Genomic DNA, 12,961 nt, shown 5'->3' on the forward strand with positions numbered 1-12,961 from the left:
TTGAATGTTATGCGTCAACCTGTTCAATCATTCTATCACTCTATCATTCAATCCTTCACCATTGAAACCCATGAAACGTCGTAACTTTTTACAATATGCGGCATCGTCGCTGGTGTTGCCGGTGCTGATTGATGGCTTCGGGGCGCGGGCTTATGCACGGCCCTCGTCGCTGGTGCAGTCGCTGGTTGATCTGGCGGCACAAACCGACCGGGTGCTGGTTATCATTCAGTTGCAGGGCGGCAACGACGGGCTAAACACCGTGATTCCGCTCGATCAGATGGGTGTATACACCTCGCCCACGTTCCGGCAGAACATCGCTATCCCGGCGGCCAAAGCGCTGAAACTTAAGAACTACGAGGCTACGGGGCTGCACCCATCCATGACCGGTATGCAGCAACTGTTCAACGACGGGCGGATGAGCATTATCCAGGGGGTTTCGTACCCGACGCCCAATTTTTCACACTTCCGGGCCAGTGATATCTGGATGACCGCCGTTGACTCCAATCAGACAGCAACATCCGGCTGGGCAGGTCGGTACCTCGATAACCGGTTTCCCGGCTACCCGGCGGCTTACCCCACAACGGCCATGCCCGACCCACCGGCGATTCAGATTGGCTACATCACCTCAACCTCGTTGCTGGGGCCTACCGATTCGATGGCGATTGTCTTGCAGGACCCCGATACCTTCGCCCGGCTCGTCGGCGACAAGCCCAACGCACCCAGCACGGGCCTGACGGGCTACGTAGGTCAGCAAATCGACTTCATCCGGCAGCAGCAGGCCAGTTCAGTGAGTTACGCGGGTCAGATCAAATCGGCGGCTACGAAAGGCAAGAATCTGGCGACCTACCCCACGTCGAACGCCCTGGCCGATCAGCTGAAAATCATCGCCCGGCTCATCAGCGGGGGCATGCAGACGAAGGTATACTATGTCACGATGGGCGGCTTCGACAACCACGCCAGTCAGGTCGTCGCAACTGATACCACGACGGGTACACACGCCAACCTGCTCAAAAACCTGTCAGACGCCGTTGCTGCTTTCCAGAACGACCTCACTCAGCTGAAAGTCGATGACCGGGTGGTGGGAATGACATTCTCGGAGTTTGGCCGCCGGGCAATTTCCAACGGCAGCTACGGTACCGACCACGGCACGTCGGCCCCGATGTTTGTGTTCGGCTCGGCGGTGAAAACAACGATGGTCGGCAAGAATCCGAACCTCAGCGACCTCGATAGCAGCAACAACCTGAAGATGCAGACCGACTTCCGGCAGGTATACGCAGCGATCCTGAAAGATTGGTTTGGTACGAGTACCGGCGCGGAAACGTCGACCATTTTCCGCGATTTTACGGCCGCTCCCATCTTCCAGAGCATCGTTACGGCTACGGAACCCGTTGCGTCGAACGCCGTGCGTCTGTACCCCAACCCGGCGTCAGGCGATGTAGTGCTCCAGTCCGACTCCTTACCGCAGGCCCTGTCGACGGTGCAAATGACCGACATGCAGGGGCGGCTTCTAATTCTGAGCGCATCAGCAACGCCGGGCGCGTTACGGTTCAATGTAGGCAATCTCCCCACGGGTCAATACATCGTCCACGTCGGCACCCAGCAGGGCGTGGTGAATGAGCGGCTGGTCGTAGCGCGGTAGTTTATTTTAGTTGACCTCACGGCAGCAGTCACCTCACCCCCGGCCCCTCTCCTAAAACAGGAAAGGGGTGCATTCAGTCGCTATTTAGTGAAATAAGGTTTAGTAGAATGGCAAGTCACCGTAAGCTGATTTACCGTTAGTCACCCCTCTCCTGTTTTAGGAGAGGGGCTGGGGGTGAGGTCACCAACCTACACACACGTAATCAGCGCGGTCCAGCCGGTTTGGTGGCTGGCTCCGAGGCCGCGCGAGGTGTCGCCGTCGAAGTGCTCGTAGTACAGGATCAGGTCTTTAAAGTTCGGATCGTCGGCGTAGATCATGTCGGGACCGTTCAGCGGGCGCAGGCCGTTTTCTCCTTTGCGGAAGATCGACCACATCCGCTCAGCGAGATAACCCGCAGCATCGGCCATGTCGCCGGTGTTGTCACTGCCGAACGGCAGCGCGACTTCCACTTTCGAGCCGTAGTAGTTGCCAAATGCCTGCAACGCCTTGTAGATAAAGAAGTTCATCGGAAACCAGATCGGACCGCGCCAGTTGGAATTCCCCCCGTACATGTTTGAGTCTGATTCGCCCGGCGTGTAATGAATCTCGTGCACTTCACCAGCCAGCTCCATCTCGTACGGCTTTTCGTACACTTTCGAGAGCGACCGGATGCCGCCCGGTGCCAGCAGTTCGGCTTCACAGAACAGAAACGTGTTCAGGCGTCGTAGCTGATCGGCATTCAGTAACGCAAAAAGAATATCGTCGCGCTCGGGGTTGTCGTTGATGACGCAATAGCAGAGATCGCCATCGGGCGGATGGTTGGCAAACTCCGTTACTTTTTTGTAGAACTCGGGTAGCGTTTTCGCCACCTCCCGATCCAGCGTCATCACCGCGAAAATGTTGGCCAGCCCCACCATCGACCGCAGCGGGATGGGGATCTGTTTGCCATCGGGCATATGCAGAATATCGTACGTAAATCCGTTGTCGCTGTCGGGGTTGTTTTCGTCGATCCACAGGTGGGCGACCCGCTCCAGCGCACTGCTGATACGGAAATAATGATCGAGGTAATAACAGGCCAACGGCTCAAACATAGCGGCATCGTTCTGCGCCAGTTCGACGGCAATCCGCATCATATACAGCGTGTAGGTGGCCATCCAGGCCGTAGCGTCGGCCTGATCGAGTTCGCCACCGGCCGGTATTTCCTCCTGCCGGTCGAACAGGCTGATGTTGTCAAGTCCCAGAAAACCGCCTTTAAACAAGCCTTCGTTTTTACCGCCCACCTGCGTCGTCCACCACTCGTAGTTGGGGCGTAGCCGCTCGAACATGGTCGACAGAAACGTGTAATCCCGGTTACCGGTCAGTTCCTGCTCCTGCACGTAGAAGAGCCAGCTGATAGCCGCCCGAAGCGGTGGGTTGTTGGCCGAAAAATCCCATTCGTAAGCCGGTAGTCGCCCGTCCGACGCCTGATACTGCGGATCGGCGTGAAGGTACAGCTGCGCTTTGGCAAACTCCAGATCGATGGGTTCGACGGCGATGGCCTGAAACGCCTGATCCCAGGCCGCAAACCACGGATACTCCCATTTGTCGGGCATAATCATGATGTGCTCGGCGTTGAGATGCTGCCAGTCGGCATTGCGTCCGTGCCAGCGTTCGGGGGGCGGTGGTGGCGCACCGGGGTCGCCTTCGAGCCACCGCCGGACGTTGTATTTGTAGTACTGCTTCGACCACATCAGCCCGGCCCACGCCTGTCGTTTGATCTGGGCATCTTCGGGCGTGTTACCGTCCGTCAGGTGGTTGTAGAATTCATTGGCTTCCCGCTTTCGGGCGTCAAAAGTAGCGTCGAATTCCGTACCCAGCGGGTCCGCTACATCCGCCTTACTGAGCCGCAACCGAATCTCGACCGATTGACCAGCGTCCAGATTGAGTGCGTACACCGGCGCACATTTTGTACCGGTGGGCTGCGTATCGAACGGGGATAGGTTGCCCGACGTAATCGCGTCGTGAAAGGCGTCTTTCACAAACGGTGAATCGTTGGTTTCGCCAAACACGCGCTGCCGGTTAGTTTCGTTTTCGGTCATCAGCACCGCGTCAGGCAGTTGGAAACTCAGCATGTAATCGCCCAGCTTATCGTGGTGCGCCCGCACCTGCTGCACCCCGTCGATAGTCGACTCGATTCGTTCAATCCAGGGCTTTCCGTCCTCCTCCTGCCACGACCAGCGGTTGCGAAACCAAAGCGTTGGCAGCAGGTGCAGCGGAGCCGCCCGGTCGGCACGGTTGTGGATCGTCAGCCGAATCAGCAGATCATCGATCCCCTGTTTGGCGTATTCGATCGACACGTCGAAGTATTTGTTTTCGTTGAACAGGCCGGTGTCGAGCAGTTCAAATTCCAGTTCGGTCAAGCCACGTTCATCGTTCTGTTTTTTAAGCTCGTCGTAGGGGAAAGCCGCCTGCGCGTACTTGTACAGCATTTTCATGTACGAGTGCGTCGGCGTATTGTCAAGGTAGTAATACAACTCCTTTACATCTTCGCCGTGGTTGCCCTGCTCGTTGGACAGGCCAAACATCCGCTCTTTCAGAAAGGCATCCTTGCCGTTCCAGAGAGCCAGCGCGAAGCACAACGTCTGTTTGTCGTCGGAAATACCGCCCAGCCCGTCTTCACCCCACCGGTACGCGCGCATACGGGCGTGTTTGTGCGGAAACGCGTCCCAGGCTTCACCCTCAGCCGTGTAATCTTCGCGCACAGTACCCCACTGCCGCTCGCTCAAATACGGCCCCCATCTGTACCAGTTTTCTTCGTCGCTCCACTGCTTTTGCAGGCGCTGCTGCTCAATGGTTTTATTTTCGTTCATAGGTTGTTTAACGGTATACGGTATTCGGTTTACAGTTTACGGTGTGTGGGGATGTAGCGTGGGTAAAGTAGCCTGGACCTCCAGGTCCGGGTGCCCGTCAGGGCAACTGGTTACAGCGGCAGCTTCCCGGTCGCTATCGCGCCCACCCGGATGTAGACGTCCAGGCTACTCATCGTCTAGGCTACACAACATCAGCCACGTTACACAACTGTCTTACACTAGTTTTGGGAGTATGTTTTCGCCGAAAGCATCGATGAACTGCTCCTGCTCGCGGTTGACGTTGTGCAAAGACATCTGCTCAAAGCCCATTGCCTTGTATTCCAATAGCCAGTCGAGGTGCTGATTCAGGTCGGCGGAGATGCGGACCTGCTCTTCAAAGGCTTTTTCGTTGACCATCGACCCGGCATCATCAAAGTGGCTGGGCATCCGCAGTTCAGTCATCACGCTGTTAGGGTACACGTTGCCGCGCCACTGTTCAAGCGCCCCGGTCCGGGCTTTCTCCTTGTCGGGCGAATAGGACAGCTGCACTTTCAGGAACATGGGCTTGCCCGACCCGCCCCCGGCCCGGAAGGCGTCGATGACTTCCTGTAGCTCTTCGGCCGGGCGCGACGTCGTTATCAACGCGTCGGCCCAGCTACCGACCCATTCGGCCGTTTTAGCCGTCACAGCCGCGCCCACGATCAGCGGTTTAATCGTAGGTCGTGTGTAGAGCCGGGCTTCGTCGACCGTAACCAGCCCTTCGTGCGTGACGGTTTCGCCGTTCCAGAGCGCCCGGATAATGTCGACGCTTTCTTTCAGCCGGGTGTTGCGGTCGGCTTTCGAGGGCCATCGTTCACCGGTAATGTGCTCGTTGAGGTACTGCCCCGTCCCGACGGCGATCCAGAACCGGTCGGGAAACATATCGGCCAGCGTGGCCGCAGCCTGGGCAATAATGGCCGGATTGTAACGCTGACCGGGCGCGTTGACCACCCCGAATGACAGCGACGTAGCTTGCAGAGCAGCACCCAGCCAGCTCCAGGCAAAGCCGCTTTCGCCCTGATTATCGCTCCACGGATGGAAGTGGTCGGAGCAGGTTCCGGCGGTAAACCCTGCCTTTTCTGCGCGCTGAACGAGCGTTAGTAAATCGCTGGGTTTAAACTGCTCATGCGACGAGTGATAGCCTATTTTCATCAGGTTGATTAATGCTATTTTAATCTACAAAGATTTGACCGGCCAAAATGTTTGTCGCTACATCCTTTTTAACCTGCTTACGTGTAACTGGGTATACTTTTTAGCTTTACACAGTCCAACTTTATATAGCTATTTTTCTAGGCTGGGCCGCTGTCGACACTCAGAAACAAGCATACACATATAGTAGAAAATACGTATCTTTCAGTTTAGTAGCTACCCACTCACCAGCGTTGAACACAAGCTTGTGATCGCCTTTTTTCTACAATCTGTAATTACTTATTTTATGAAAAACTCGATGCTCCCTGCCCATATATTGCTGGCAGCGGGCCTACTATCAATGACCGTTGCCGGGCATGACGCCCTGGCGCAGACGGCGTCGAAACGAGCGACGGCTTCCGTGCGGTCGACGCGCGCCAACGAGCCGGTCGCGCTGAATCGCGTACTGGTTTTCTCAAAAACGAAAGGATTCCGCCATGCATCAATTCCGGCGGGAAAGCGGGCCCTGATGAAACTAGGGCAGGAAAACGGCTTTGCCGTTGATACGACCGAAGACGCCAGCAAATTCTCGGAAGATAACCTGAAAAAATACGGTGCCGTTATCTGGCTCAGTACCACCGGCAACGTGCTCGATGAAGCGCAGCAGGCGGCTTTCGAGCGGTACATTCAGGCAGGGGGTGGTTTTGTGGGTATCCACGCAGCCACCGATACTGAATACGATTGGCCGTGGTACAACCAACTGGTCGGCGCTTACTTCCTGAGCCACCCCAAACAGCAGAACGTCGACATCATGGTTGTGGATAAAAACCACCCGTCGACCAAGATGCTGCCCGACGTCTGGAAACGCTTCGACGAACTGTACAACTACAAAAGCATTGTCCCGGAAATCAAGGTACTGGGCAAGCTGGACGAGAAAAGCTACGAAGGCGGCAAGAACGGCGACAATCACCCGTTTATGTGGTACCGCGATTTCGACGGTGGCAAATCGTTTTACACGGGCGGAGGCCATACCGACGAGTCGTACGTGGAACCGTTGTTTCTGGAGCATCTGCTGGGCGGTATCAAATCGGTGATGGCGAGCAACCTGAAGTTTGGCCAGGCCAAGACGATGCCTTACCCCGAAGAAAATCGCTTCGATCAGCAGGTACTGACGGCTGGGCTGGATGAGCCAACCGAACTGGCCGTGCTGGACAACGGGAAAGTGCTGTTCGCCGAGCGCAAGGGAGACCTGAAACTCTACGACCCTAAAACGAAAGCAGTAAAGACCGCGGCCCGCATTCCGGTGTACACGAAGTTCGAGTATGGGCTGATGGGGCTCAACGTTGACCCCAATTTCAAGCAGAACAAATTCGTCTATCTGTACTACTCGCCGGTGATGCGGGCCGACGCCCCCGCTGATACCGCCCAGCATCTGTCGCGCTTCGTTTACGACGACGTGAAAGATACGCTTTTGCTGAGCACCGAAAAAGTACTGCTGACGGTGCCTGTCAAGCGTACGGGCTGCTGCCATACCGGCGGCTCCATCGCCTGGGATCGCAAGGGGAATCTGTACCTGTCGACTGGTGACGATACCAACCCGTTCAACTCCAACGGATTCGCTCCGGCCGACGGCCGACCCGAGCGGCAGGGTTGGGACGCCCGTTCGACATCGAGCAATACCAACGATTTGCGGGGTAAGATTCTGCGTATCCACCCGGAAGCTAACGGCACCTACACCATCCCCGACGGCAACCTGTTTCCGAAAGGCACCGAAAAGGCACGCCCCGAAATCTACGTAATGGGGAATCGTAACCCGTACCGGATTTCGGTCGATCAGCGGACAGGCTACCTATACTGGGGTGAAGTAGGCCCCGACGCGGCCAAAAACGACGACAAACGGGGACCGCGTGGCCACGACGAGATGAACCAGGCCCGGCAGGCTGGTTATTATGGCTGGCCGCTGTTCGTCGCCGACAACCGGGCGTACCGCGTCTTCAACTTTACCGACAGCACCTCCGGTCCGCTCGCCGACGCCATGAAACCCATCAACGATTCGCCCCACAACACGGGTCTGCAAGCGTTGCCCCCGGCTCAGAAAGCGTTTATCTACTACCCCTACGCCGAGTCGCCGGAGTTTGGCGACATCGTGGGTAAGGGCGGACGGAACGCAATGGGTGGCCCGGTGTATTACTACGACGACTACGCGGAGTCGAACGTGAAGTTCCCCCGCTATTACGATGGCAAATTCTTCGCCTACGACTGGATGCGCGACTGGATTCATCCGGTGACGATGAAGGAAAACGGTGACTTCGTGAAGATGGAGACGTTTATGCCCGGCACCAAGTTCTCGCACGTGATCGACATGCAGTTTGCCAACGATGGCTCGCTGTACACGCTCGAATACGGGCAACGGTGGTTTGCCGCCAACGACGACGCCCGCCTGTCGCGCATTACGTACAACGCCGGCAACCGTCGCCCGGTAGTCGTTGCCAGCGCCAGCAAGAACACGGGTGCTGCGCCGATGACGGTGAAATTCAACGCGACCAAATCAATGGATTACGACGGCGACGCGCTACGCTACGAATGGTCGTTCGGGCCGGGAATGCCGAAGCAGGCGACCGCAACGCCCACCGTTACGTTCACTAAGCCGGGTATGTACAACGCCACCGTACGCGTGACCGACGCCAAAGGCAACGTCGCGACGCAGACCATGCCGATTCGGGTAGGCAATGCCGAGCCGATTGTCGACCTGGCCGTAGCTGGTAACAAAACGTTTTACTTCCCCAATCAGCCGGTTAAGTACGCGGTGAAGGTGTCGGACAAGGAAGACGGTACGCTGGCGAAAGGCATCAACCCCGACGAGGTGACGATGACGATCAACTACCTCGAAGGCTTCGACAAGACGATGCTGGCGCAGGGGCATCAGGCCAACACGGGCTACGCAACCGGTCGGCGGCTGATCGAACTGAGTGACTGCAAATCGTGCCACGCGCTGAACCAGAAATCAATCGGTCCCGCTTACATCGACGTAGCGAAGAAGTACAAAGGTTCGTCGCAGGCCGAAGGCCGACTGGCGGATAAGGTTATCAAGGGCGGTGCCGGTGTCTGGGGCGAACAGCCCATGAGCGCCCACCCGCAGCTGACCAACCGGGAAGCCTCGGAAATGGTACGCTACATCCTGTCGTTGGCCAACGATAAACCCGCCAACAGCCAACCGCTGGCAGGCGATTACAAACCGGCTCCGCAGCAGAAGCCCGGCGCCTACGTCCTGACGGCGTCGTATACCGATCGGGGCAATGGCGTCATCGGCCCGCTGACCCAAAGCCAGACAGTCGCTCTGCGGTCGCCGATGCTTAGCGCGGTAGCCGCCGACAGAAAGCAGTCTATCTTCGAATACGACATGCCCAAACTGGGCATGGCTGCAATCGGAACCGCAACCGGCAGCTACATTAGGTTCGATAGCCTGGACATGACGGGTATTCAGGGGCTTTCAGCAACTGCCTTTGCCTCTGACGACCGGGTAGCTGGCGGTACGCTCGAAGCACGCCTTGACTCGCCCACCGGCGCACTGCTGGGGAGTGTCAACGTAAAAACAGGTACGAACGGCCCCGTCAGTGTGCCGTTTAGCGGACCAGTCACCGGAACGCACCAACTCTACCTGCTCTTCGTCAATCCGTCGGCCGGGCAGAAACCCCTGTTCGCGCTAACTACCGTGCAGTTCCTGAATCAGCCGATGTAATTTGGTTGGTTTAGAGTTTACGGTTCAATGTTTAAGGTTTGGTTCAGCCCTTATGGGCTAGTTTTGAGCGATGTATATCGGTTGGTTTTACAACCAGGCTGTTACCCCTAAATCCCCTGAAGGGGACTTTGTCTAGGCGTGAGAAAAGTCCCCTTCAGGGGATTTAGGGGTAAAACAGCGCTCTTTAAAAGCTAGTCGGCTTACACCCCTATGAGTAGCCTTACGGGGTGGGATGATAACAGAAACGGCCCCGGTATCAGACGATACCGGGGCCGTTTTATGTTAACGCATAAGCTAACCTTAGACGTTAAACACTAAACCTTAAACTTACTTCGACGCGACGATCTTCATGTCGACAGTGAAGTCATCGTAGATGGCTTTGTCACCGATGTTCTCGAAGAACGACTTCGAACCGTACCGGATGTCATACTTCGTGCGGTCGAGGGTTGCTTTACCGTCGGCTTCGATCGTGTTACCGTTCATTTTTACCGTTGCGGGGAACGTTACGGCGTTGGTGATGCCCTTGATGGTCATGTTGCCGGTGATGTCGTACGCGTTGCCACCTTTTGGGGTCACTTTCGTGATCTTGAACGTCGACGTTGGGAATTTCGCCGTGTTGAAGAAATCTTCCGACTTGATGTGGCCGATGAACTTAGCGTTGTAGCCAGCGTCGGTCAGGTCGGTGCAGGTGATGCTGTTCATGTCGAACGAGAACGTACCACCGGTCAGTTTGCCACCGTCGGTCATCAGCGTACCCTCGCTCACTTTCACGTTACCCGAGTGCTCACCCGTTACTTTTTTACCGTTCCAGCCCATGATGCTTTTCTGTGCATCGACTTTGTAGGTGGTCGCTTTTTTACCGGGAGCAACGAATGCCGACGCACCAGCCAGCAGAACAACGGCCGTCAGGCCAGTCAGAAATTGACGTGTTTTCATTGGTTTGAACAAAAAATAGATATGTATATGAATTGGTTGGTAATGCAGTTTATTCGGTGCGCAGCCGGTCGAGCAGCTTGCTCAACAGAATCGCTTCCTCTTCGGTCAGTTTCTTCTCCTGACTCTCATCCCATTTGATCTGGTACGTGTCGAGCCGTTTCAGCAGCGCAAGCCCACTCTCAGTAATCACAACGTCGACGGCCCGCCGGTCGCTGGGGCATTCCGTGCGAACGACCAGTTTCTTCAGCACCAGCTTGTCGACCAGCCGCGATGCGTTAGACATCTTATCAAGCATCCGCTCGGTGATGTCGGTTACTTTGGCCGGGCTTGGGTAGTGACCACGAAGAATACGCAGCACGTTGTACTGTTGGAGTGTCAGACCGAACGGTTTCAGCAGCCGGGCCTGGCTATCACTTACCCAGTTGCTGGTGTACATCAAATTGACCATCACCCGATGATAGGGTGTTCGAAACGGTACGGTCTGCTTGATATCCTCTTCTATCGTCATGTTGCAAAGATACTACATATGGATATAATGTACCAACAACATATACAGAAAAACGTTCATGTCTACTCAAAATAGACTGTATACAGCTGCCAGTCAGTCTCTTGCGCTAAACAAATTATTGGAACGGAATGATCTGTGGTGCCGACTGATCGAAGTCGCGGAAGCGCAGAGCCGGTATGCCTTCGAATGCCTGCCGGAACGGGGCACCGTTGTTGGGAATGTTGGGGTAGTACGACAGGCGAATCTGAAAGCTGTTGAACGTCAGGTTTTCGTTCCGCAGCCGGAAGCCGATTCCGTAGCCCTGATACAACGTACTGCGCAGTAAGGGTCTGTCGGGAAAACTAGCCATTCCAAGATTGGCAAACGTGATGAAGGCTATCCGAAAGCCGACGACGTTGAGTTTGGAAAACAGTATGTTTTCTATGTTGAGCACCAGCCGCTGCGTACCACGCAAGGCATCGTTGGTAATGCCGATTCCGTCGGTACCGATCCCGCTGCCCGAACTGCTCAGCGACAGGTATTCGTTGTTGAACCGGTTGATTCCCGTGGTGTAGCGCGCATTGATAAACTGGCGGGTATTGCCCCAGCGGGTTGGTAGCAGTGGACTGAAATAGTTGGACTCCATCGAGAACACCCCCTGCTGAATAGTCGAGGCTCTGACGTAGCCGCCGATACTGGCCAGCCCATACAGGTACCCCAGATTCTTGACGTACCCCCCCTGCGAGTAGTTCATACCAACATACGTGCGCCGACCCAGCTCAGCATTGTCAAATCCGTAGATAACCGATACTGTGCGGCCGACCGGAACGTCCTCTGTCCGGCCAAAGCCGTAGATCAGCACGTCGCGGACGTATTTGCGCCGGGAGAATCCGACGCTGAACAGCGTCGTCCGGCTGTTCTGGTAGAGCTGATTAGAGTCGCTCGAAACCGGCGGTCGCCAGATGTACTGATAGTTGGTGTTACGCACGGCCAGAATCAGCCGGGCGCGGCCACGGGCACTGGTATCGCCTTCGCGGAAAAACAAGCGAAACGATCGCCCAAACCACACATCGGAGAAATTGTACCGCAGCGGAATATACTCCACGCTGTCGTCGCGCATGACAACCCGGCTGTTGATCTGCGTGTGCGTTAATTCGATCGACCCGGCGTACTTGGTATCGGGCGTCAGAAATGGGCGATAAAGCCGCAGCGCCCCCTGCTTCAGATCGCGCAGATACAGGAATTCGGCCTGTGCAGTCAGAAACGTTTTACCGATGAACGGAACCGTGTATCGGCTCTGGTACTCGGCCTGCTGGCGCGGGTCGGTACCGGTGTAGGCAAACTGGGCGAACAACTGATGGCCCAGCCCCCGCACGTTGCGCTGATCGAAACCAATGTTAAACTGCGTCAGCGAGCCAACGCCCCCGTTGGGCTCCAGCGACCAGACATCCTGCGTAATTACGTAGACATCGACAAACTGACGGCTTCCCGTTCGCGGCACCACCAGGATTCGGGCGTCGTGAAAGATTGAGGTCGTTCGCAATAGCCGTTCGTTGTCGCGCAGGGTAGTCGAGTTCAGCGCGTCGCCTTCCCGAAACAGCAGATACCGCCGGATTACTTTCTCACGCGTGTTGACATGCAGCCGGTTGGCCGTGCGTTCCAGCCAGTTGTTCGACTGGCGCAGCGTATCGTAGACGGAATTCCCGAACACGCCAAGCCGCCGGATATAAATGTCGCCGATTACGCGCCCTTCAAAATCCTTGAACGGGTTTACTTCGATCTTGTTGACTTCACCGGTGCTCTGCTGACTGTTATACACATCGTGAAAAACGGCGTCGTACAACTGGCGCGTCAGGCGGTGCTTGTACATGCGTCGTTTCAGACCGGAGTAAAACACGCTGTCGCGCTGTTTGAGTACACTATCGGCGATAACGCGTGAGTGTTTGGTCGACAGCGAGTCCGTGCGCCGATCAACCCCCACAGGTGGCAGGTTCGTTGTATCGGGTGTCACCTGCGCCCATGCTCCCGTTCCGACCAGGCACAACAGAAGCACCCCCACCAGCCAATGGTAGAGTCGTGTAGCTCCAGTCGGATACAAATTAGTCATGGCAAACCAGCAACGGTGGTTAGAGTCAAATCAGGCGAACCGGTTTAGTGTATAACAAACGAATTTACGTTCTGGTCGG

Annotated in this window: 7 protein-coding genes; 2 read left to right on the forward strand and 5 right to left on the reverse strand. The window is 56.1% G+C overall.

Features of this window, described 5'->3' with window-relative positions; all coding sequences use genetic code 11:
• Positions 1-70 precede the first annotated feature (70 nt).
• Positions 71-1,639, forward strand: coding sequence for a DUF1501 domain-containing protein (locus HH216_RS24155; RefSeq protein ID WP_169553189.1), 1,569 nt, complete (start codon positions 71-73; stop codon positions 1,637-1,639).
• A gap of 188 nt (positions 1,640-1,827) precedes the next feature.
• On the opposite strand, the gene HH216_RS24160 is transcribed toward HH216_RS24155, so the two are convergent.
• Both HH216_RS24160 and HH216_RS24165 read right to left on the reverse strand, forming a co-directional pair.
• Entirely contained in the window at positions 1,828-4,467 is a 2,640-nt protein-coding gene (locus tag HH216_RS24160) for an MGH1-like glycoside hydrolase domain-containing protein (RefSeq protein WP_169553190.1), read from the reverse strand.
• Positions 4,468-4,680: 213 nt separating this feature from the next.
• The gene (locus tag HH216_RS24165; protein ID WP_332871439.1) at positions 4,681-5,637 is read right to left on the reverse strand and encodes a TIGR03885 family FMN-dependent LLM class oxidoreductase; all 957 of its coding nucleotides are present in this window, start codon (positions 5,635-5,637) and stop codon (positions 4,681-4,683) included.
• Positions 5,638-5,920: 283 nt separating this feature from the next.
• Between HH216_RS24165 and HH216_RS24170 the strand changes: the two genes are divergently transcribed.
• A complete protein-coding gene (locus tag HH216_RS24170; protein ID WP_169553191.1) occupies positions 5,921-9,352 on the forward strand; it encodes a ThuA domain-containing protein in 3,432 nt (1,143 codons plus the stop codon).
• Between the two features lie 327 nt (positions 9,353-9,679).
• Here HH216_RS24170 and HH216_RS24175 read toward each other — a convergent pair whose 3' ends face one another.
• From HH216_RS24175 to HH216_RS24185, 3 genes are all read right to left on the reverse strand, one after another.
• Complete coding sequence (locus HH216_RS24175; RefSeq protein WP_169553192.1) at positions 9,680-10,288, reverse strand: YceI family protein; 609 nt, start codon at positions 10,286-10,288, stop codon at positions 9,680-9,682.
• Between the two features lie 49 nt (positions 10,289-10,337).
• Positions 10,338-10,796, reverse strand: a complete 459-nt coding sequence (locus HH216_RS24180; RefSeq protein WP_169553193.1) for a MarR family winged helix-turn-helix transcriptional regulator — start codon at positions 10,794-10,796, stop codon at positions 10,338-10,340.
• 115 nt (positions 10,797-10,911) lie between these two features.
• Positions 10,912-12,882 carry a BamA/TamA family outer membrane protein gene (locus tag HH216_RS24185; protein ID WP_169553194.1) on the reverse strand — a complete coding sequence of 657 codons (1,971 nt, stop codon included), beginning with the start codon at positions 12,880-12,882 and terminating at the stop codon, positions 10,912-10,914.
• Positions 12,883-12,961: the final 79 nt, after the last annotated feature.

The organism is Spirosoma rhododendri, from assembly GCF_012849055.1.
GTDB lineage: Bacteria > Bacteroidota > Bacteroidia > Cytophagales > Spirosomataceae > Spirosoma > Spirosoma rhododendri.

Bases quoted from the DNA above. Each gene is read 5' to 3' on its own strand.
- HH216_RS24175 (WP_169553192.1), bottom strand. From the start codon at position 10,288: ATGAAAACACGTCAATTTCTGACTGGCCTGACGGCCGTTGTTCTGCTG.
- HH216_RS24180 (WP_169553193.1), bottom strand. From the start codon at position 10,796: ATGACGATAGAAGAGGATATCAAGCAGACCGTACCGTTTCGAACACCC.
- HH216_RS24165 (WP_332871439.1), bottom strand. From the start codon at position 5,637: ATGAAAATAGGCTATCACTCGTCGCATGAGCAGTTTAAACCCAGCGAT.
- HH216_RS24155 (WP_169553189.1), top strand. From the start codon at position 71: ATGAAACGTCGTAACTTTTTACAATATGCGGCATCGTCGCTGGTGTTG.
- HH216_RS24170 (WP_169553191.1), top strand. From the start codon at position 5,921: ATGAAAAACTCGATGCTCCCTGCCCATATATTGCTGGCAGCGGGCCTA.
- HH216_RS24160 (WP_169553190.1), bottom strand. From the start codon at position 4,467: ATGAACGAAAATAAAACCATTGAGCAGCAGCGCCTGCAAAAGCAGTGG.
- HH216_RS24185 (WP_169553194.1), bottom strand. From the start codon at position 12,882: ATGACTAATTTGTATCCGACTGGAGCTACACGACTCTACCATTGGCTG.